The 19,028-nt window shown below is 69.7% G+C and carries 21 protein-coding genes and 1 pseudogene; 12 read left to right on the top strand and 10 right to left on the bottom strand.

Features of this window, described 5'->3' with window-relative positions:
• Nucleotides 1-59 precede the first annotated feature (59 nt).
• From ACWGR4_RS40650 to ACWGR4_RS40635, 4 genes are all read right to left on the bottom strand, one after another.
• The gene (locus ACWGR4_RS40650; protein ID WP_452132207.1) at nt 60-1,409 is read right to left on the bottom strand and encodes an ABC transporter substrate-binding protein; all 1,350 of its coding nucleotides are present in this window, start codon (nt 1,407-1,409) and stop codon (nt 60-62) included.
• A 215-nt stretch (nt 1,410-1,624) separates the two neighbouring features.
• Nucleotides 1,625-2,782, bottom strand: coding sequence for an enolase C-terminal domain-like protein (locus tag ACWGR4_RS40645; RefSeq protein WP_452132206.1), 1,158 nt, complete (start codon nt 2,780-2,782; stop codon nt 1,625-1,627).
• Nucleotides 2,783-2,891: 109 nt separating this feature from the next.
• A complete protein-coding gene (locus ACWGR4_RS40640; RefSeq protein WP_452132205.1) occupies nt 2,892-4,121 on the bottom strand; it encodes an ROK family transcriptional regulator in 1,230 nt (409 codons plus the stop codon).
• A gap of 956 nt (nt 4,122-5,077) precedes the next feature.
• Nucleotides 5,078-6,043: a quinone oxidoreductase family protein gene (locus tag ACWGR4_RS40635; protein WP_452132204.1), complete on the bottom strand. Its 966-nt coding sequence runs from the start codon at nt 6,041-6,043 to the stop codon at nt 5,078-5,080.
• A gap of 90 nt (nt 6,044-6,133) precedes the next feature.
• On the opposite strand from ACWGR4_RS40635, the gene ACWGR4_RS40630 reads away from it, so the two are divergent.
• Nucleotides 6,134-6,760, top strand: coding sequence for a TetR/AcrR family transcriptional regulator (locus tag ACWGR4_RS40630; protein ID WP_452132203.1), 627 nt, complete (start codon nt 6,134-6,136; stop codon nt 6,758-6,760).
• A gap of 176 nt (nt 6,761-6,936) precedes the next feature.
• Nucleotides 6,937-7,356 carry a nuclear transport factor 2 family protein gene (locus ACWGR4_RS40625; RefSeq protein WP_452132202.1) on the top strand — a complete coding sequence of 140 codons (420 nt, stop codon included), beginning with the start codon at nt 6,937-6,939 and terminating at the stop codon, nt 7,354-7,356.
• Between the two features lie 9 nt (nt 7,357-7,365).
• Here ACWGR4_RS40625 and ACWGR4_RS40620 read toward each other — a convergent pair whose 3' ends face one another.
• Together ACWGR4_RS40620 and ACWGR4_RS40615 are read right to left on the bottom strand one after the other, a co-directional pair.
• Entirely contained in the window at nt 7,366-7,737 is a 372-nt protein-coding gene (locus ACWGR4_RS40620; protein WP_452132201.1) for a winged helix-turn-helix transcriptional regulator, read from the bottom strand.
• 103 nt (nt 7,738-7,840) lie between these two features.
• On the bottom strand, nt 7,841-8,290 hold the full coding sequence (locus tag ACWGR4_RS40615; RefSeq protein WP_452132200.1) for a TetR-like C-terminal domain-containing protein: 450 nt from the start codon (nt 8,288-8,290) through the stop codon (nt 7,841-7,843).
• Here ACWGR4_RS40615 and ACWGR4_RS40610 point away from each other — a divergent pair.
• A complete protein-coding gene (locus tag ACWGR4_RS40610; RefSeq protein ID WP_395797684.1) occupies nt 8,215-8,424 on the top strand; it encodes a hypothetical protein in 210 nt (69 codons plus the stop codon). The genes ACWGR4_RS40615 and ACWGR4_RS40610 overlap by 76 nt on opposite strands.
• Here the strand turns inward: ACWGR4_RS40610 and ACWGR4_RS40605 are convergent.
• Nucleotides 8,408-9,337 carry an SDR family NAD(P)-dependent oxidoreductase gene (locus tag ACWGR4_RS40605; RefSeq protein ID WP_452132199.1) on the bottom strand — a complete coding sequence of 310 codons (930 nt, stop codon included), beginning with the start codon at nt 9,335-9,337 and terminating at the stop codon, nt 8,408-8,410. The genes ACWGR4_RS40610 and ACWGR4_RS40605 overlap by 17 nt on opposite strands.
• An 87-nt stretch (nt 9,338-9,424) precedes the next feature.
• Nucleotides 9,425-10,312: an SDR family NAD(P)-dependent oxidoreductase gene (locus ACWGR4_RS40600; protein ID WP_452132198.1), complete on the bottom strand. Its 888-nt coding sequence runs from the start codon at nt 10,310-10,312 to the stop codon at nt 9,425-9,427.
• Nucleotides 10,313-10,382: 70 nt separating this feature from the next.
• On the opposite strand from ACWGR4_RS40600, the gene ACWGR4_RS40595 reads away from it, so the two are divergent.
• Nucleotides 10,383-11,315, top strand: coding sequence for a LysR family transcriptional regulator (locus ACWGR4_RS40595; RefSeq protein WP_395797690.1), 933 nt, complete (start codon nt 10,383-10,385; stop codon nt 11,313-11,315).
• Nucleotides 11,316-11,349: 34 nt separating this feature from the next.
• On the opposite strand, the gene ACWGR4_RS40590 is transcribed toward ACWGR4_RS40595, so the two are convergent.
• On the bottom strand, nt 11,350-11,739 hold the full coding sequence (locus tag ACWGR4_RS40590; protein WP_452132216.1) for a VOC family protein: 390 nt from the start codon (nt 11,737-11,739) through the stop codon (nt 11,350-11,352).
• 71 nt (nt 11,740-11,810) lie between these two features.
• Here ACWGR4_RS40590 and ACWGR4_RS40585 point away from each other — a divergent pair, with 71 nt between their 5' ends.
• The 4 genes and pseudogenes from ACWGR4_RS40585 (at nt 11,811) to ACWGR4_RS40570 (ending at nt 14,631) form a co-directional block, all read left to right on the top strand.
• Nucleotides 11,811-12,422, top strand: coding sequence for a TetR/AcrR family transcriptional regulator (locus ACWGR4_RS40585; RefSeq protein ID WP_452132197.1), 612 nt, complete (start codon nt 11,811-11,813; stop codon nt 12,420-12,422).
• Nucleotides 12,423-12,923: 501 nt separating this feature from the next.
• Nucleotides 12,924-13,193: a PIN domain-containing protein gene (locus ACWGR4_RS40580; protein WP_452132196.1), complete on the top strand. Its 270-nt coding sequence runs from the start codon at nt 12,924-12,926 to the stop codon at nt 13,191-13,193.
• A gap of 26 nt (nt 13,194-13,219) precedes the next feature.
• Nucleotides 13,220-14,313, top strand: a pseudogene (locus tag ACWGR4_RS40575) (integrase core domain-containing protein).
• Between the two features lie 123 nt (nt 14,314-14,436).
• Nucleotides 14,437-14,631 carry an IS3 family transposase gene (locus ACWGR4_RS40570; protein WP_452132215.1) on the top strand — a complete coding sequence of 65 codons (195 nt, stop codon included), beginning with the start codon at nt 14,437-14,439 and terminating at the stop codon, nt 14,629-14,631.
• 30 nt (nt 14,632-14,661) lie between these two features.
• Here the strand turns inward: ACWGR4_RS40570 and ACWGR4_RS40565 are convergent, their stop codons facing one another.
• Nucleotides 14,662-15,264 carry a TetR/AcrR family transcriptional regulator gene (locus ACWGR4_RS40565; protein ID WP_452132195.1) on the bottom strand — a complete coding sequence of 201 codons (603 nt, stop codon included), beginning with the start codon at nt 15,262-15,264 and terminating at the stop codon, nt 14,662-14,664.
• A 111-nt stretch (nt 15,265-15,375) separates the two neighbouring features.
• On the opposite strand from ACWGR4_RS40565, the gene ACWGR4_RS40560 reads away from it, so the two are divergent.
• The 4 genes from ACWGR4_RS40560 (at nt 15,376) to ACWGR4_RS40545 (ending at nt 18,973) form a co-directional block, all read left to right on the top strand.
• Entirely contained in the window at nt 15,376-16,257 is an 882-nt protein-coding gene (locus ACWGR4_RS40560) for an NAD(P)-dependent oxidoreductase (RefSeq protein WP_452132214.1), read from the top strand.
• Nucleotides 16,244-17,302: a helix-turn-helix transcriptional regulator gene (locus tag ACWGR4_RS40555; RefSeq protein WP_452132194.1), complete on the top strand. Its 1,059-nt coding sequence runs from the start codon at nt 16,244-16,246 to the stop codon at nt 17,300-17,302. Before ACWGR4_RS40560 ends, ACWGR4_RS40555 begins: the two co-directional genes overlap by 14 nt.
• Before the next feature lie 121 nt (nt 17,303-17,423).
• Nucleotides 17,424-17,978, top strand: coding sequence for a hypothetical protein (locus ACWGR4_RS40550; RefSeq protein WP_452132193.1), 555 nt, complete (start codon nt 17,424-17,426; stop codon nt 17,976-17,978).
• Between the two features lie 44 nt (nt 17,979-18,022).
• On the top strand, nt 18,023-18,973 hold the full coding sequence (locus tag ACWGR4_RS40545) for a hypothetical protein (RefSeq protein ID WP_452132192.1): 951 nt from the start codon (nt 18,023-18,025) through the stop codon (nt 18,971-18,973).
• The last annotated feature ends 55 nt before the right edge of the window (nt 18,974-19,028 follow it).

The raw sequence follows: 19,028 nt of genomic DNA, 5'->3' as shown, positions 1-19,028 counted from the left end.
GGGTGGGCGTGAGCGGCCTGGGCGCGAGGCCCGCGCACGGCCTGCGTGCCGGGGCTCGCCTAATCCAGATACGCGTCGTCGAGGTTCAGGTAGTCGAACATCGAGTAGGCGAGGCCCCGAAGTCGTTTGGTGACGGTGAATGTGTGGGCGCTGGTGACCAGGTCGGTGACGAACTGCTGATCGAGCAGGAAGTCGTTGACGCGGTCCGACGCCGCCTTCGTGGCGGCCGGATCGGCGGCGCTCCACAAGGCGTTGGCGATGGACTGGTATTCCGGGCTGACGAAGTTCGACGCGTTCTTGTCCGCGTTGAACGGAAAGGCGCCTTTGACGAGGGTGGCCGGCGCCAGTTGTCCGAACCCGTGGCCGTTGACGAACAGGCCGGGGAGTTTTCCGCCGGTGAGTCGGCCTTGGAAGTCGGCGGCCTGGAGCGGGACCGCGCGAGCGTCGATTCCGGCTTGGCTCAGGTTGTACTGGACGATCTCCGCGATGCGCGCGTTGGCGCCCAGGCCCGCGTTGTACACGATGTCCAGTCGTGCGCCCTTGACACCGGCCTCGCCGATCAACTCCTTGGCCCGGTCCGGGTTGTACGTATAGTGCCGGGCCTTGGCCGCGTCGTAGGCGGGCGAGGTGGGTGACCACGGCAGCGACGACGTGGTGCCGATGCCACCGAGGACTTGGTCGAGGATGCGTTGGCGGTCGATACCCCATGCGATGGCCTGACGCACACGCTTGTCGTCGAGCGGCTTCACCGAGACGTTGGACGCGACGTAGTAGGCCGAGTCGTAGGGGTCGGCGGCGACGACCTTGAACCTGCGGTCGTTGGTGACCCCGAGGGCGTCCAGGGGCGCGATGTCGAGGACCAGGTGGGTTTGCCCGGAGCGCATCGACGACAACATGGATTGCGACTGACTGACGATGGTGATGTCGACGCCGTCGAGGTAGGGCCGGCTCGGCTTGAAGTACTTCTCGTTGCGGCGGAGTTTCAGGCCAGCTCCGGGCGAGTACGAGGCGACACGGAAGGGCCCGGTGCCGATGATCCGGCTGCCTTTGGCGAGTTCGGCGATCGACTCGCGGTCGGGGATGACGAGAATCTCGAACAGGTCGAAGACGTTGCTCATCGGATGGGCGAGCTTGAGCCGGACGTCGAGGCCGTCGCTGTCGATGTCGGCGATCGCCTTGGCGACGTGCTTGAGTTGTGAGGAGACGTTGTCCTTGTGCAGGTTCGTGATCGCGAAGACCACATCTCGGGCGTCGAGGGGGCGACCCGAGTGGTAAGTGACGCCGGGGCGGAGCCGGAAGGTCAAGGTGTCGCCCTTGAGTTCCCACGACTCGGCGAGCCCCGGGAGAGGTTGCAGCGTCTTGTGGTCGTACTCGATGAGTGTGTTGAAGACGGTGCGACAGATCGTCATATTCGGGTTGTTGTGGCTGAAGACCGTCGCGGGCTGGATGTCGGAACTCTGCGCGATCCCGAGGATTCCGCCGGCTGCGGGGCCGCCTTTACCCGTTCCCTTGCCCGATGCTTCGTGTAGGGCCGATCGACAGCCGGCGAGAGCCAGGGACGAAGCACCGAGTCCAAGGGCGCCAAGCATGGTGCGGCGGGATATCCCTTGTGTCGCAAGGACGCTCATCTGGGCTCCTGGAGGCTGACGGACCATACGGGGGTGACCGAGGAGTGGGTGGTGTCCAGGTCCGAGCCGATGCCGGGGCTGTCCGGAACGATGTAGTGACCGTGCCGAACGGGCTCACCGTTCGTCAGGACGTCACCACGCCATGGAACTTCGCCGAACGCGTACTCCAGGACACCGGGGACGACGGCGGCGACGTGCGCGCCGAAGGCCGTGGCGATCGGACCGCTCGGGTTGTGCAGGGATACGGACGCGCCGACCTCGAGGGCGGCGTGCGCGAGGGCCAGCGCCGCGTGGACACCACCGGCGTGCTTGACGTCGGGCATGACCACGTCGAGAAGGTCGGCGACGGCCTCGATCTGACCCCGGTCGGTGGCGAACTCGCCGCCGGCGAGCCGGACTTCGCCGGTGTATTTACGCAACCTGCGCAGCTCGTCCACGTGCTCGATGCCGACGGCGTCCTCAAGCCAGTCGAGTCGTAGCGCGAGCAGGTCGTCCAGGACGGGGAGTAGTTCGTCGAGCACGACACGTTCATGGCAGTCGACCATCAGGCCGGGGTCGGCGCCGACGGCCTGACGAACGGCCCGGACCCGACTCAGGCCCAGGTCGGGCAGTGGGCGATCGCCCGGCGTATCGAACGGAGCGAGTTTCACGCCGCCGAACCCGGCCGCCACCGCTTGGCCGGCCGTGGCGGCGACGTCGCGCGGCTCGCGGCCGCCGGGGGCGCGATTGATGTTGGCGTAGAGCGGGAGCGGTTCGGGACGGGTGCCGCCGAGCCATTTCCACAACGGCACGCCGGCGGCGCGGGCGGCGAGGTCGCACAGCGCCTGCTCGATGCCGCCCCACACGGTCGTGTGTAGAAAGCCGGAGCGGGCCCCGGCCCTTTGTCTTACGGCGGTGGAGTGCCCCCGAAGCGGTCCGGCTTCGGATAAGAGGTTGCGAACCCGGTGGGCGTCGCGATCCCGGGCGAAGTCGCCGACGACGTCTTCGGCCTGGAAGAACGGGGTCCATTCGTCGAGTGCGGCGACGACGTCGGCAAGCGGCCCGGCGTCGGAGCATTCGCCGTAGGCGGTGAGCCTGTCGGACGTGCGGAGGCGCAGGACGAGCCAGCTGGTCCGCTCGGAGACGGCGCAGTGATAGAGCGTCAGGTCAGTCACGTGTGAGCTTCGCGGGACGACGCCAAGAGGGTCGAGGTCGCGCGGCCCGCGCGGGACGGGCCGCCCTGTGACGGGGATGACGTGGGGTTGTGACGCGTCGTCGACGTGCTCATGCGACGTCCTCGACGTACGCGAACGGGTCACGCAGCACATCGGCGAGGAGCGGCGCCGCGGCGGATACGACAAGCGCGCCGACGCCGAGAGTGGTGACCTGAACGCGGCTCCCCACTCCACGTCCTTGATAGACCATGGACTCGGCTTCGGCACGCAGAACATCCAGATACGCGCCCTCGGTGACCATGGACCCCGCGAGGACGACGCGTTCCGGGTTGACGACGTCGATCACGGTGCCCACAGCTCGGCCGACGAGACGCGCTCGCGTGCGCAGCAGGCCGTCGGCGGTCTCGTCGCCCGCGTCGGCCAAGGCGGTGAGTGCGTCCAGGTCGTCGGCGGCGAGCCCGGCGTCCGCGGCGGCGGCGAGAACGGCGGCGTCGCTCGCGACCTGTTCCAAACAGCCGGTACGTCCGCAAGCGCAGCGCACGTGCGAGACGGCGTCGACGCGCAGGTGCGCTATGCGTCCGGCGGCCGAGTTCGGCCCGCGGTGGATGACTCGGTCGATGACGACGGCGGCGTCGACGACGTTGCCGACGAAGACGAGCACGAGGTCGTCGGCTTCGCGACCCGCCCCGTACCAGAGTTCGGCTTGCGCGGTGGCTCGCGTGTGCTGTTCCAAGCGAAACGGTCCGGGGAGCCGATCGGCGAGCATCGCGCGAAGCGGCACGTCGGTCCAGGCGAGCGGGCGGTGTGCGACGACGACGCCTTCGGTGCTGTCGACCCAACCACCGATGCTCGCGCTGCTGCCCAGAAGGCGACGGTCGGCCGCGTGCCGGGCCAGGAAGGCCGCCGCGCCCGCGGCGGCTTGGTCGACCAGTTCTCGAGGGGTGCGTCCGGTGTGGGTGAGTGCGGTTTGCGCGTGCACTCGGCCATCGAGGCCGACGAGGCCGAGCGTGGTGCGGAGCAGGCCGAAGTGGAGACCGAGAACGACCGGGCCGCCGGCGTCGATCCGGACGGGAATTCGTGGGCGGCCCAGGTCGGTCGGAGCCTGGGGAGCGAGGTCGCGCACGAGCCCCGCCGCGATCAGACTGGCGGTGAGTTTGGTGACGGAGGGCGCGGAGAGCCCGGTCTGTCGGGCTATCTCCGCACGGGACACGGGGCCGTGGGCCAAAATCGCGCGAAGAGTGGCGGACGCGTTACCGCGACGCATGTTCTCCGCACGGTGTCCGCCGGACACCAGGCCGGGCGGCCTGCTCGCGGTCGCGTCGATGTGTGTGCCGCCCATGTGCTTCACCTTTCATGCCTCGCTTCCTTGATAGACTTAGTTTCTGAAACTTAGTCAGCTGGATCCCGGACGACAAGTGATCGTTCGGTAAAGACTCGAAAACGCGCGCCGCTGCGAGCGGCACGTCGACGGAGGCACTCGGCCCCAACCGTCGACGGGGCGCGGTAGTCGCCGGGGACGCCGACCTCGTCGACCATCACGCCGTTGGCGAAGGTGGGGTACAGCTTGGGCAGGACGAGCACGGTGTTGCTGCTCGACACATGTACCGGATCCGGGGGCGGAGGCCGCGCCGGCGGTCCGCACGCCGACGACCTTGCCAGGCCCCAGGAAATCGACGGCGGCGGTGCGGTCTTCGCCGGCCCACTCGCCCAGCCGCACCTCGATTGCCTCGCCATCGTTCACCGAACCCGGCACCGAACCTCTCACCAACGCCGCCGTGCCGCCCGCTGCACGCACGGTTTCGACGTACCCTCGGGGCACTTCGAGGCGTCATTCGCGTTGGCGGTAGGCGACGGCCGCGGCGAACGCGGTCTCCCACGCGCCCCGCCCGCGCCTCGGCATCGGGGCGGCCCGCCGCGCCGTCGCCACCCACCGCCGCGTCACCGCCGCCCCCCGCCGCGCCGCCGCTGCGCCGGTTTCGGGTGTGATGCCGAGTTCTCGGAGTTGTTCGAGTTGTCCGGGGCGGAGCTTCGCCTGCGCGGCGGTCGTGGCGTGCCGCTGCGCCCATCGGCCGATGTCTTCGCCGTCCGCGATGTGTCCGGGGGCGAGTTTGTCGAGGGCCCCGCCGCAGCTCTGCTGGGTCAGGTTTTCTTGGGGGAGGCCGTGGCCGAGGGGCAGACACTGCCGTATCGAACGGCAAGTGAGGTCACGACAGTTGAGGAAAGAAGCGGGTACCGGCCTGCGCGCTCCGCCCCCTTGCATGTCCTGCGGACCGGCACCTTGAGGTCGTTCCTGGTTCAGGGAAGCAGCAGGAGTTTGCCGGTGGTTGCGCGGGACTCGATGTCGCGGTGGGCCTGGGCTGCGGCGTCGAGTGGGTAGCGGTGGCCGATTCCAGGGTCGAGGTTCTTGTTCCGCACCAGGTCGAAGAGGTCGGCGCTGTGACGCAGGAGTGCCTCGCGGGTGGGGATGTGGTCGCGGAAGACCGGATAGGAGATCTTGATGCTGCGGGGCAGCTCCCGCAGGTTGACCACAGGGGCCACGCCCAGGACGGCCCCGTAGTACAGCAGCAGTCCGTGCCTGCGAAGCACGCTCATGGACGCGCGGAAGGTGGTTTCGCCGCCGCCGTCGAAGACGACATGGACACCCTCGCCGCCGGTCAGGTCCAGCACCGGTTCCACGAACGCGGCGCCGGTGGACAGTACGACGTGGTCGGCGCCGGCCTGGCGGGCGGTGTCGGCCTTCTGCGCGCCGGACACGGTGCCGATGACGGTGCCGCCGCGGGTTTTGATGAGCTGGGTCAGTTTCTGCCCGAGGCCGCCGGCCGCGGCGTGCACCACGGCGGTCCGGCCGGGCTGGATGTCGGCGGCCTCGGTGACGAAGTGGTGGGCGGTGATGCCCTGCATCATCAGGCTCGCGGCCACGTCGTCGGGGATGTCGTCGGGCACCGGCACGGCGTCGGCCGCGGGCAGCACCATCTGCTCGGCGTAGGAACCGTAGGCGTACGCCCAGGCGACCCGGTCGCCGACGGCGAACTCGGTCACGTCGGGGCCCAGCGCGCTGACGCGACCGGCGCCCTCCACCCCGGGCACGAAGGGGAGTTCACCGGTGGCCGCGCCGAGCCGGCGGGCCCCGGTGTCCATGAAGTTCACCCCGGCCGCGGTGATGTCCACGCGGACCTCGCCCGGTCCTGGTTCGGGGATGGGGAGGTCGGAGAAGTGCAACTGCTCGGGTCCGCCGAGTTCTTCCACAACGATGGCGCGCATGTCAGGCACCCTTCCTCTTTCGGATGCCGCCTACTGTCCCTCGCATAAAATGGACCGGCAAGTCCAATCCTGGAGCCCTGGGAGGCACCCGTGACCATCGGCGTAGACGGAGCGGAGCGATTGACCCGCAAGGGCAGGGAGACCCGGCGGCGCATCGTCGAGGGCGCGGCCGAGGAGATCCGCGAGCGAGGTGCCGCCGACACGACCCTCGACGACATCCGCGCCCGCACCGCGACCAGCAAGAGCCAGATCTTCCACTACTTCCCCGGCGGGAAGGAGGAGCTGCTCCTCGCGGTGGCCGCCCGCGAGGCCGACCGCGTCCTGGAGGACCAGGAGCCCCACCTCTCCGACCTGCGCACATGGTCGGCCTGGCAGGACTGGCGCGACGCGGTGCTGCGGCGCTACGAGCGGCAGGGCGTCAACTGCCCGCTGGGAGTGCTGATCACCGAACTGGGCCGCTCCACCCCGGCCGCGCGGCAACTTACGGGCCGGTTGATCAGTACCTGGCAGGCGGCCCTGCGTGAGGGCGTCCTGGCCATGCAGGAGGCCGGAGAGATCGACCGCCGGCTGGACGCCGACCGGACGGCGGCCGCACTCGTCGCCGCGGTGCAGGGCGGGGTGACCATCCTGATGGCCACCGGCGGCATCGCCCACCTCGAAGCGGCTCTCGACACGACGCTGTCGCTGCTGCGGGCCGATGCTCCGGATCGGCAGTGACCCGACACGTGAGGGGTCTCTCATCCCTATACGCACTTTTTTGTCAGTACTTCCAGCGACAAGTCATGCCGTCGTACGGTGCGGCCATGACGACCAACGCAACGCGGCAGAACGGCGGACACTCTCTTGAGCAGCGCCTTCAGTACCTGGAGGACCGCATCGAGATCTAGGACCTGATGGTGCGTTACGGCCTCGGTCAGGACCTGCACCACGACGGCGACAACGACGTCCTGGAGCAGTGGGACTCGGTGTTCGCACCCGAGGCTCGCGTCGACTACTCGGTGGCCGGCGGCGCGCGGCTGAAGGACATCCCCTACAGGGACCTCGTCGAGGTGATGCGCGCACCCGACGGATCGATGAGCGGGCTGTTCAAGTGGCAGCATTTCCAGGGGTTTTCCACTGTCGACATCGATGGCGACCGCGCGGTCGCCCGTACCCAGCACCTGCACACGCACAAGGGCGACACCGACGGGCAGGGCTGGAATCTCATCCAGACGGGCTTCTTCGTCGACCGGTTGGAGCGGCGTTCGGAGGGATGGCGCATCGTCCACCGCACCTTGGAGATCATCTGGATGGACACCTTCGCCACGGTGTGACGGGGCGCGTCAGGTCGCCTCCCCAGCCCCGGAGGCGGCGCTGCACGACCGTTCCGCCCAGTCGTGCAGGGCGTAAAGTGCCGTTGCCAACTCCGCGCCGGCCGGGGTCAGTTCGTACTCCACATGGGGCGGCACCTCGTCGTAGACGATGCGGCGCACGACGCCGTCGCTCTCCAGCGCGCGCAGTTGCCGGACGAGCATCTTCTGCGTCACCTGCGGGATGGCCCGTTCGAGGTCGGAGAAGCGGCGCGGCCGGCGGACCAGCAGGTGATGGATGATCAGCAGTTTCCATCGGCCGCGCAGAATCCTCAGGGCGTGCTCGACCCGGCTGATGGAGCACGCCGAGGCTGGCGAATCGGCGGTGTGGGAGTCAGGGGGCATGGTGCTGGGAACCGTTCTCGGCAGAGGATTCGTATGAGGAGTGGCGAGTTGTGAGGGCGGCCACCAGCCGCCGGTTGGCCTCGTGGGGCGTCATGCCCCAGTCCTACTCGGTCTTGTGCAGGCGCAGGGAGACGACACCGTGCCAGGCCGACCACGGCAGGAGCGCCGCGGCGAACGAGGCCTGCGGATCGACACGGTGGGCGAGTTCCACGATGCGCCGCTGCAGGCGCGGGCCGTGATCGGCGCGGGTCGCCGGGAGTTGGTCATCGCTCTCGAACAGCAGTTGGTAGGCGCCGGGGTGCAGTAGACCGCGGACGGGGCGACGTGGCAGGCCCGCGCGATCGAGCGCAGGGACGGCACGGCGACGGGTTGCGGCTGCGCCGGCATCTCCACCGCGGCGGCGACGAGCTCGCCGCGCAGGTCGCGTCGGTCTGTGGCGTTGGCTGCTTCTCTGGATCTGCTCACCACTCCATTGGCGTGGAGGAGCCCATCGACGCCATCGTGCGGATCGGCTTCGACTCGCAGTCCGCGATGCGCGGGGCGCTCGCGACACCGGAGTACCAGCGGGCGCACGAGCTGCGCGGGGCCTATATGCGGGAGGCGTCCACCGGTATCCATTCGGCGGTCCCGGACCGGCAGGTGCAGCTGGTCCAGCCGGGACGCGTCCCGGCTACGCGGCGCCGGTGATCAGGTCCTGCGACAGGTCCCACAGGCGCCGCGCGCCCGCTGGGTCGACGGCGTAGCGGGCCACGCCGTGCAGGGTGCCGGAGCGGCGGTCGACGATCTCGGTCTCGTTGCAGTCGACGAAGTAGCGGCCGCCTACGCCTTCGAGCAGAGGCGAGGTGGCCAGGAGCGCGGACGTGGCGGCGCCCTGTTCGACGGTCTTGATCAGCTCGGCGGGCACGCGGCCGCTGCCCCGGCCGCCGGTGTGCCGCTGCAGGTTCGTGTAGATGGCGCCCGGCATCAGGGCATTGGCGGTGATGTTGTCGTCGGCCCAGCGGCGGGTCGCCTCGACCGCGAACAGGACGTTGGCCGTCTTGGACTGTCCGTAGGCGAGCCACGGGTCGTATGGGCGGAAGGCGAAGTCGATGTCGTCCCACACGACCGGCGAATGCTGGTGGCCGGTGGAACTCACCACGACGATGCGGGCGTTGCCGTCGGCGGCCAGCGCTCCGTGCAATCCGGTGGCCAGGGCGAAGTGGCCGAGGTGGTTGGTGGCGAACTGCCATTCCCAGCCCTGCTCGGTGTATTGCTCGGGGCAGGCCATGACGCCCGCGTTGTTCACCAGGACGTGCAGCGGGCCCTGCCAGGCGGCGGTGAAGGCCGTGATGGACGCGGGGTCGGTCAGGTCCAGGCGCGCGGCCTGCACGTCCTGGTTGCCGGTCGATCCGGTGATGTCCTCGGCGACGCGTTCGCCCGCCGCCACGTCCCGCACGGCGAGGGTGACGGCCGCACCCGTGGCCGCCAGGGCGCGGGCCGTCTCCGCCCCGATGCCGGAGGAGGCACCGGTGACGACCGCGCGGCGGCCGAAGAGATCGATTCCTGACACGACCTCGCCTGCGGTGCTGGCGAAACCGAACGGAGTGGTGAGGGCACTCATGAGGGGACTCCTTGCTGAAAGGCCGGATGTTGAAGCGGCCACGGGTGCCGCGGACGCGCGGCGGCCGGTCGGTGAGGTCGGGTGCGCTCAGGGGACGAGCATCGCGTCCTGCTCGACCGGAGGCGTGCCGTCGTGCCAGGGCAGGACCTGGCCGAAGCGCACCAGTTCGCCGTAGAGCGTGGGGTCGACGTGCTCGGCGAAGACCAGATCGAGGACGGCCTCGGCGGCCCGGGCGGGCGACTGCGCCTGGCCGTAGTCGCTGAACCACGGGCGTGACGTCGCCGTGTCGACCATGCCGGGGCAGACGGCGGCGACGAGCGTGTCATCGGCCAGGTCACGGGCGCGGCGTTCGGCGGCGACGGCGCGCACGGCGGCGACCTGGGCCACCTTCGAGGGCACGTTCAGCCATAGCGGCCAGCCGGCCTCCTGCGCGGTCTTGTTGTGGATGGCGCTGCGCCACGACTCCACGGCGTACTCGACCTGGTCCAGGCTCGCGTCGTCGAACAGGTGGTGCAGCCGACCGTCGAGGTGGCCGAGCGTCCCCAGGCTGCTGGCCACGACGAGCATGCGCCCACCGGGACGCAGCACCGGTCCGAAGGAGCGCAGCATCGCGTGCGTGGCGGTGTTGGAGACGTCGATGAACTCATCGGCCCGCTCCGACTGCGACTCCCCGGGGAGCAGCCGGGCGACCGCATTCGAGATGACGACGTCCACCCCTCCGTGGCGAACCCGCAGGTCCTCGGCGAGAGAGGTGATGGCGTCGGAGTCCGTGACGTCCAGGACCCGGCCCTCGACCCGGGCACGGGCGGCGGACAACCGGCCCACTTCCCGGGCGGCGTCCGCCACACGCTGTTGACTGCGACCGGTGAGCAGGACCAGGTCCCGCGGATCCATGCGGGCCGCCAGCCCCTCGGCGAAGGCCCGGCCGAGCCCCTGGTTGGCGCCCGTGACGAGGGCGATGCGTGAAGTGGTCATGCGTCCACGCTAGGAACCCGTCATCCATGAGTCCAACGAAAGTTTGGAACAGCTAGCATGCGTAAACATCATGGACTTCACTGATGTGTCACTGACTGCGTTGCGCGTCCTGCGGGCCGTGGCCGAACAGGGAACCTTCACCGCTGCCGCGGCATCGCTCGGTTACACCCAGTCCGCGGTCTCCCGGCAGATCGCCGCCATCGAGCGCGCGGCAGGCGCCGAGCTGCTGGAACGGCGGCGCGACGGGGCTCGGCTCACGCCCGCCGGCCGCGTCGTCATGCGCCGCGCGACGGTCGTGCTCGACGAGATCGCCGCGGCCGCCAGGGAACTGTCGGGCCTGCCGGAGCAGACCGGAACGGTGCGTCTGGGCTGGGTGCCCAGCGCCGGTGCCGTGCTGGTGCCCCGAGCCCTTGCCGCACTGCGTGAGAGCGACCCCGGGCTCGAAGTCGTCGGCCGCGAGGGCGGCACCCCGGCACTGGTGCGCGCCCTGCGGGCGGGCAGCCTGGATCTGGCCCTGCTCGCCTCGGCGCCACCGTTCCGCGCGCCGGACACCGAGTCGCCCCCACTGGCACTGCAGACACTCACCGAACGCCCCCTGTGTCTCGCGGTGCCCGCCACGCACCCCCTCGCCCGCGGCACATACGTGGACGTGACCGATCTGCGGGGGCAGCGCTGGATCGCCGGGTCCTCATCAGGGGAGGACCGCTTGATGGGCGTGTGGCCCGGCCTGGACGAGCGCCCGGAGATCGTCCACACCGCCCGCGACTGGCTGGCCAAACTCCACCTCGTCGCCGCAGGGTGCGGACTGACCACCCTCCCCGCCTCGCTCGTCTCCGCCGCGCCTCCAGGAGTGCGGGTCCTCCCCGTCCGGGGCGGCCCGCAAGAACAGCGGCGCCTGCTCCTGGCCCGCCTGCCCGCCCCGCCGGCCCAGGCCGTGACGCGTGTGGCCGCTGTCCTCCGCGCGACCGTGCTCGACGTCAACGTGCCCCATCCCTCCGCATGAGCGCGGTGTCGCGCCGCCCCGGACCCGCACCTGCTCATGGCGTCTCGATCAGCTCCAGCAGATTCCCCTCCGGGTCGGCGACGTACGCGTAGCGCATGCCTTCACTGGCGCCGGGCGCAGGGTGCGACACCGCAGCGGCGCCGCAGTCCTGCGTCAGGCGGGCGAACGCGCCGTCGAGATCGGGGACTTGAAGAGCCAGGTGGGTGAAGGTCTGCACGGCGGTGGCGGCGAAAGCGTCGGTGTGCGAGACGGGACGCGAGCCGGACCGCTCGACGAACTCCACCCGCAGGCCCGCCGTATCACTCAGAACGACGGTACGGACTCCCACCTCGGGCATCTCCAGACGCTCTTCCAGCTGCGTGAGTCCGAACGCGTCGGCGTACCAGGCTTCCTGCACGGCAAGGTCCGCGACCGAGAGGCTGATGTGGTGAAAACGGGCAACGGACCTCCCGTGGTTAATGTCATTTACCTGGTAAGCGATGTTAACCTACCGGCATGGCCCCTCCCGCTTCTCGACGTCCCGTCGGCCACCATCACGGCGACCTGCGCAACTCCCTCCTGCGGGCATCATTGGAGCTCGTCGGCGAGCGAGGTCCGCACGGCTTCACCCTGGCCGAAGCGAGCCGCCGGGCCGGAGTGAGCGTCGCGGCGCCGTACAAGCACTTCACCGACCGGGACGCGCTGCTGGCGGAAGTCGCCACACAGGGCTACCGCGAGCAGCGGAATCGCTTCGCCGCGGCCGTGAACGGTATCGAGGACCCCGCTGAACAACTGGCGTCTTTCGCGGCGGCGTACGTCAGATTCGCCGCCGAGGAACCTGCTCTGTTCGATGTGTCCTTCAATGCGGGACTCGACAAGTCCAGGTTCGCCGAACTGGCCACGGCGGGCGACGAGGTGGCCCGCCTCCTTCTGCCGGTGGCCCGACAACTCGCCTCCAACCCGGACGCTGCGTTCGACCTGCTGCTCAGGATCGCCGCTGCCGCGCACGGCCTGGCGGTTTTCCTGCGGTTGGGCTTGTTCGGTGTGGGAGACGCGGTCCTCTCGGACACCGAGGAGAAGGCCGCCCGCACGGCGCGGGCAATCACGCGACAGGACGCCGGCTCATGATCACCTGAGTGGTGAACCCTGGCGCGCAGCCCCGGGCCCGAGAAGGGCCACGTTCGTGAGACTGATCCGCTGGGACGCGGAGTAGGACACAACCTGAAGCCGCAGGTCACAGCATCGCCAAGAGACACGGCCGTTGAGATCCCACACGCATGCGTAAGGTCTCGCGGTTCGTGGCGGGGTCTCGTGGATCTTGGCGGTTCGCGAGAACTCGTCGGTTCGCGAGCCACATCGGCCGGCGTGGCCAACGAGATGCCGACGGCATACGTGGGCCCGGCGAACCATGGTGGACGCTGATGTCCGCGACTCCGCATGCCTCACCAACCCCGAAACCGGCCGTGTCGAGTTTTCGTATGAACCGCCGCTGTTCCGGATCCGGAGGATTCGGACTCGCCGCAGCGAGCGAACGCGGCCCCCAACTCCTGCCTGGTCCACGGGGCATCGGATCATGCCGTCTCGGGCAAACCGCGCGACCGTGGCGCCTGGTGGCCGTAGGGTGCCCGCGTGGCGGTCGTCTTCTTCGACTCGAACATCCTCTACGCGGACATCGACAGCGATCGGTACGATGTGATCCGCGCGATCGCTCGAACCGAACACCGCGTGTGCGTCCCCGCAGTGGTGCGGGACGAGCTGGTCGCCAGGAAGGTGATCGCGTACCGGGCCGCGCACACCGCACTCTCGGCGGCCTGTGGGTGCCGAAAACTCGTCCGTGCAGGTGAGAGCCCTGTAAGGGCTGCTGTCGGGCGGTGTCGTCGGCCCGTGTCACGGGCATGATCACGACTGCGGCAGCATGATCGTCCATGCTTCTGCCTCTGGCCTATTTCGCCGTCACGAACGCGTTCGCCGCGCTGCGGCTGCTCCCGATGAGCGACCGCGACAAGGACGTCGAGATCCTCGCGCTCTGCCACCAGTTGACCGTCCTCGAGCGACAGCTCGGGGGCACACGGCCGCGGTTCAACGCGCCGGACCGAGCCTGGCTCGCGGCACTGCTCCACCCGCTGCCCCGCGCGGCGCTGCGCCGGGTGCGGTTGACCGTCCGTCCGGACACGGTCCTGCGCCGGCACCGCGACCTGGTGCGCCGCCCCGCGGCCGCATCCCTCCCCAAACGCCCCGGGCGGCCGCCGACCGTCCGCTCGATTCGGCTTCCGGTACTCCGGCTCGCGCGCGAGAATCCGTCGTGGGCTACCGCCGTATCCACGGTGAACTCGCGCTGCTCGGGATCCGCGTCGCTGCCTCCACCGTCTGGGAGATCCTCCGTGCCGAGGACTTCGACCCCGCACCCGGGCGCGGCGCCGGCACCTGGGCCGACTTCCTGCGCTCCCAGGCCAACGCGATCCTGGCCTGCGACTTCATCGAGACCGTCACCCTGACCGGGCAGCGCCAGTACATCCTCGCCGTCATCGAACACGCCACCCGCCGCATCCGCATCCTCGGCGCCACACCGCACCCCACCGCCGCCTGGGTCACCCAGGCCACCCGCAATCTGGTCATGGACCTCGACGAAGCAGGCGCCCAGGCCGCGTTCCTCATCCGAGACCGGGACGGCAAGTTCCCGGCCCTGTTCGACGACGTTCTCGCCGACGCCGGCATCCGCACCGTGCTCACCGCCGTGCGCGCACCGAGGATGAACGCGGGCATGGAACGCTGGGTCCGCACCTGCCGGCATGAACTCCTCGACCGGACGCTCATATGGAACCAACGGCATCTGCTCCAGGTGCTACGCGAGTTCGAACAGCATTACAACCGGCATCGGCCGCACCGAACGCTCCAGCAGGCGGCGCCACTACGGGCGTTGCCCGAGCCGATCACCGATCCGGGTCGGATCGCGCACCTCGCCATACGCCGACACGACCGGCTCGGCGGAACCCTCCACAAATACCGACATGCCGCGTGACCTGCGCGGATGGAATATTCGGCACCTACAGCTTGGGCGGAGTCCTAGCTGATGAGCAGATGGATTTTCCGGAAAAGCTTCGGTAAGTGTAGTTTTATGCCGTAATTCTCCGTGCGTGAGTAAATAGGTCGTGTCCGACCCCGCGGCCCGTGGCGCACCCTGACCACTGTGGAGCCGGCCACCGCCGAATGGATCGACTGGTACAACCACACCCGCCTCCAGGGTGAGATCGGCCACGTCCCACCCGCCGAATACGAAGCCGGGCTCTACCAAAGACAGCCAAAGCGGCAGGTTATCGCCACAAACACGAGTCTCTGACGAACCCGGAGCGATTTACCCCGCCCGCCCTCACCCCCCGCCCTCATCCACCCCCACCACACACGCATCCAAAAGCGGCCCCAGTTCCCGGGCCACCGTCGTGAGTGCCCGCACATCCCGCTCCGCCCTCGCGATCAGGATGGCGCCCTCCAGCGCGCTGATCGTCAGCGTCGCCAGAGCCTCCGTGCGAGCGCCGGGTACGCCCATGTCGGCGAGCGCCGCGGCCACCGGTCGGTTCCAGCGGGCGAACGCCGCGGCCACCGCCGTCCGGGTGGAGTCGGCCGTCTGCGAGCAGTCCACCGTCGCGGCGACCAACGGGCAGCCGCCCGTGAAGCCCGCCGTCTCGAACTCGTCGACCCACTGCCCGACCATGGCGGCGAAGAGCAGACTCGGCAGCGGCTCGGGGATCTCCGCCAGGAAGCGGGCGATCCGCCTCTCGGCGTAGCGCCCGGCCCAGGCCACGGCCTCGTTGACCAACTGCTCCTTGCCGCCCGGGAAGTAGTGCCGGAGCGACCCGCGCGGCGCGTGCGCATGCTCGACCACGTCCCGGACGCCCGTTCCGGTCACACCGTCGCGCCGGATGAGTTGGGCCGCGCTGAACACGATCCGCTCACGCGGTCCCCGCTCCGCCATGCCAACCTCCCCTCGCCCACGTACCGCAGACGATCATCGCATTCTCCCGATACTATGACACTCGTCATAGAAGACGAGGTCAGCGGCCAGGGACGATGGTGGTTGAACATGGTGGACGTCGGTTTCATCGGTCTCGGCTTCATGGGACAACCCATGGCGCTCAACCTGGCCCGAGCCGGAACACCGCTCGTGGTCTGGAACCGCACCGTCGCCAAGACCGAGCCGCTGCGCGCGGCCGGCGCCGAGGTGGCGGCGCGTCCCGACGAAGTCTTCGAACGGGCGCGGCTTGTGATCCTCATGCTGGCCGACGAGGCCGCCATCGACGCCGTCCTGGGCCGCGACACCCCCGCCTTCCACAAGCGGGTGAGCGCACACACGATCGTCCACATGGGGACGACCTCACCCGACTACTCGCGCGGCCTCGAAGCCGACATCCGCGCGGCCGGCGGCGGTTATGTCGAGGCGCCGGTCTCCGGTTCGCGCGTGCCCGCCGAGGCCGGGCAACTCGTGGCCATGACGGCCGGAGATCCCGACGCCGTCGAGGCGCTGCGCCCGCTGCTGGCGCCGGTGTGTCGGGAGGTCTTCACGTGCGGGCCCGTCCCGAACGCGCTGGTCATGAAGCTCTCGGTCAACCTCTTCCTGATCACCATGGTCACCGGCTTCACCGAGGCGTTCCACTTCGCCGACCGGCACGGGCTCGACCGGCGGCAGTTCCTGGACGTGCTCGACGCCGGTCCGATGGCCAGCGCCGTGTCCCGGATGAAGGCGCCCAAGCTGCTCGCCCGCGACTTCGCCGCGCAGGCCGCGGCCCTGGACGTGCTCATGAACAACCGACTGATCGCCGAGGCCGCCGCGAAGGCCGACGTCGCCTCGCCCCTGCTCGACGTCTGTCACGCGCTGTTCGCCGAGACCGTCGCCCTGGGACACGGGGCGAGCGACATGGTCGCCGTGCTCCGCGCCATCGAGGCTCGAACCGACGGTGTCGAGGCGTGAGGCCCCGGACCGACTCGCTCGGACCCTGCGCGCGGCGGCGGGCGAGCGCTTCGTCCGGGACGAGTTGGCCGCGCGAGTCTCCGAGGCGCTCCATCCGTGGGTGGCCCACGACGGGTTGCGGCTGTCCGGGATGAACCCCGTCACCGGGGCCGTCTCGTTCGGATTCCTGCACGGCCTGGGTCCCGATCTGGCACGGGCGCAACTGTTCGACTCCTACCTGGGGGCGGACCCGTTCAGTCCGGTCGACATCGCCAGGTTGCCGGAACCGGTGGGGCTGCTCGGTGGCAACGACCGTTCCACGCCGGGGCATCGACGCGCGCTGGAGACCCTGACGGCGCACGGAGCCGGCAGCGAGGCGCGCCTGCTGCTGCGGGACGGCCGAGGCATGTGGGGCCTGTTGGCCCTGCTGCGCAGCGCGGGTGGCACGGCGTTCGACCACGACGACGCGCGGCGACTGACCCTGATCGCCCCGTCGATGATCGCCCTGTTGCGCGGGTACGCGAGTGCCGAACTGCCGCGTGCGGGCGACGCGTACCTGCCCGCGGGGATCGTCGTCGTCGGCCCCGACGATCGCGTGCGTTCGGTCACGGCCGAGGGGCGGGCGTGGCTCCGGGAGATCTCCCCCGCACGCGGCCTGGCCCCGGAGTGGATGCCCGACGTGTCGATGCGCGAGATCGCCCTGGCCGCGCGGCGCCACGCGATCGACCCGACCGCGCCCCGCCCGGTGGCGTACAGTCCCGCCGCGTTCCTCGGACGCCGCGTCGCCGTGCACGCCCAGCCCCTGAACCCGGACGGCACGGGCGACGTCGCCGTGCTCCTCCAGGACGCCTGCGGCACCCGCGTCCTGCCCGAGTTCGCGGCCTGGCACGGTCTCACCGCCCGCGAGGGCCAGGTCGTCCGCCAGCTGCACTCGGGCGCGGCCCCCAAGCAGATCGCCCGCGCGCTCGACGTATCGGTGCACACCGTCAACACCCATCTGAAGGCGGTGTTTCGCAAAATCGGCGTCAGCGGTCGCGACGAGTTGCGCGCCATTCTCGGACACTGACCGCGCCCGCGCCCTCCCCAGGTTTGGGGATGTCGAGCCCCGGGCGAGTCGATCGAGCATCGAGTCGACGGTCGCGTCATTCGACCGCTGAGAAGCGGACACGGGAAACGAGGAAAACCACATGACGACATCCACGAAGACGATGCGCTGGTCGACCGTCGGCGTCGCGCTGGCCGCGCTCCTGATCACCGGCACCGGAACGGCCCATGCCGGGTTACGGCAGTACCAGGACGGGTTCGAGTCGAACCCGTCCGGCAAGTGGATCAGGGAGACCGTCGGAAACGCGGCGACCGGCTTCGACTTCGGTCTGAACAACGCGCGTTCCGGCAGCAACAACGGATGGCTCAACGCGGGAACCCAGGGGTTCGCCGCCGAGGGCATCTGGGTGTCCACGGGGGACGCCGGGGCGAGCGACTGCGCGGCCCAGGTGTTCGCGAATCCGCTCAACGACCGCAGCCGGGAGATCACCGTCGGGGTGTGGGACTCGTCCGGCAATCTGATCGACAACATCACCCGGAATCTGAGCTTCACGGGGTATCAGCGCGTCCAGTCCAACCCGTTCCGGCTCTACGGTTATCAGTCGGTCTTCGTCCGGTTCACCGTGAGCGACAGCGGCCGAGGATACGACGGCGAATGGGTGCGCCTCGACGACTTCACCCTGACCTGTACCTGGTAGCCGACCGGACATCGCACGTAAAGACCGAAAGGGGGAGATTCATCGTGTCGTTCATTCGATCGACCCGCACCGCGATAGCCGCAGTGGCCCTGGCCGTCACCGTCGCCGCCGGCGGCGTCGCCTCGGCCGGCACCGCGCCGGCGCCGACGCCGGCGCACAAGACCGGGAAGCCGCTGCCCGCACCCACGACGAGCACGGCGGGGAGCAACGCCATCGGCGGGTACCAGATCGTCACCGGCACAGGCACGGTGCCGCGCGGCACCAGCAATCCTGCCTCGGCCACGTGTCCGGCGGGCACGTACGCCTTCGGTGGCGGCGCCTACGGGTTCCTCAACCGCATGCTGCTCACCGACTCGACGCCCGCGCCGGACGGCTCCGGCTGGAACGTGTGGGTTCGCTTCGACACCGAACCCGGCGGCAGCGACGGGGGCTTCACCGTCTACGCCGTCTGCGCGAACGGCCTGAACCGGCATCAAGTCACCGGCGCCCCGGTCCGGGTCGACACGGGGTCCAGTCAGTACGCGTTCTCCCCGCAGTGCCCGGCAGGGATGGTCATCCTCGGTGGGGGCGTGTCGTACTCCACCGTGGGTCCCATCGCGATCAGGGCTTCGGAGCCGCACAACAGCCGGGACCCCGACAGCCATGTCGATCAGTGGGACCGATGGATGGCCAACGTCACCAATCTCTCCCCGTCGAACTCCTTCAACGCCCAGGCGTCCGGCGTCTGCGGCAGCGGCTTCGAGAGGTTCGAGGTCGTGCAGGGCCCGTTCGTGGACATCGAGCCGGGTGTGTACCGGTCGATCGCCGTCTCGTGCCCGCCGGGCATGTCGGTGCTGAGCGGTGGAGGCTTCGAGAGCGGCGGGCTCTTCGACTCCGGCGAGTCGACGATCGCCGATTCCTACCCCACGAGCGGTTCGACCTGGGTGGTCGGCTTCGAGAACAGCTACAGTCCGCAAACCCGACACGGCACCGCTCAGGCCGTCTGTGTGAAGTGACCTCGACCGACGAGTAGCGGGCACCGGGGCGACCGGGGCGCGGTCAGCCGCGCCC

The sequence above is a fragment of the Embleya sp. NPDC055664 genome, assembly GCF_053618075.1.
The sequence above is the reverse complement of the archived record's forward strand: the minus strand, read 5'-3'. Positions and strand labels throughout refer to the sequence as shown.

What these genes read in the sequence shown, in the direction of transcription:
- ACWGR4_RS40650 (WP_452132207.1), bottom strand. Translation starts at nt 1,409, where the DNA reads ATGACGATCTGTCGCACCGTCTTCAACACACTCATCGAGTACGACCAC.
- ACWGR4_RS40640 (WP_452132205.1), bottom strand. Translation starts at nt 4,121, where the DNA reads ATGGGCGGCACACACATCGACGCGACCGCGAGCAGGCCGCCCGGCCTG.
- ACWGR4_RS40635 (WP_452132204.1), bottom strand. Translation starts at nt 6,043, where the DNA reads ATGCGCGCCATCGTTGTGGAAGAACTCGGCGGACCCGAGCAGTTGCAC.
- ACWGR4_RS40625 (WP_452132202.1), top strand. Translation starts at nt 6,937, where the DNA reads ATGGTGCGTTACGGCCTCGGTCAGGACCTGCACCACGACGGCGACAAC.
- ACWGR4_RS40620 (WP_452132201.1), bottom strand. Translation starts at nt 7,737, where the DNA reads ATGCCCCCTGACTCCCACACCGCCGATTCGCCAGCCTCGGCGTGCTCC.
- ACWGR4_RS40605 (WP_452132199.1), bottom strand. Translation starts at nt 9,337, where the DNA reads ATGAGTGCCCTCACCACTCCGTTCGGTTTCGCCAGCACCGCAGGCGAG.
- ACWGR4_RS40600 (WP_452132198.1), bottom strand. Translation starts at nt 10,312, where the DNA reads ATGACCACTTCACGCATCGCCCTCGTCACGGGCGCCAACCAGGGGCTC.
- ACWGR4_RS40595 (WP_395797690.1), top strand. Translation starts at nt 10,383, where the DNA reads ATGGACTTCACTGATGTGTCACTGACTGCGTTGCGCGTCCTGCGGGCC.
- ACWGR4_RS40585 (WP_452132197.1), top strand. Translation starts at nt 11,811, where the DNA reads ATGGCCCCTCCCGCTTCTCGACGTCCCGTCGGCCACCATCACGGCGAC.
- ACWGR4_RS40565 (WP_452132195.1), bottom strand. Translation starts at nt 15,264, where the DNA reads ATGGCGGAGCGGGGACCGCGTGAGCGGATCGTGTTCAGCGCGGCCCAA.
- ACWGR4_RS40550 (WP_452132193.1), top strand. Translation starts at nt 17,424, where the DNA reads ATGACGACATCCACGAAGACGATGCGCTGGTCGACCGTCGGCGTCGCG.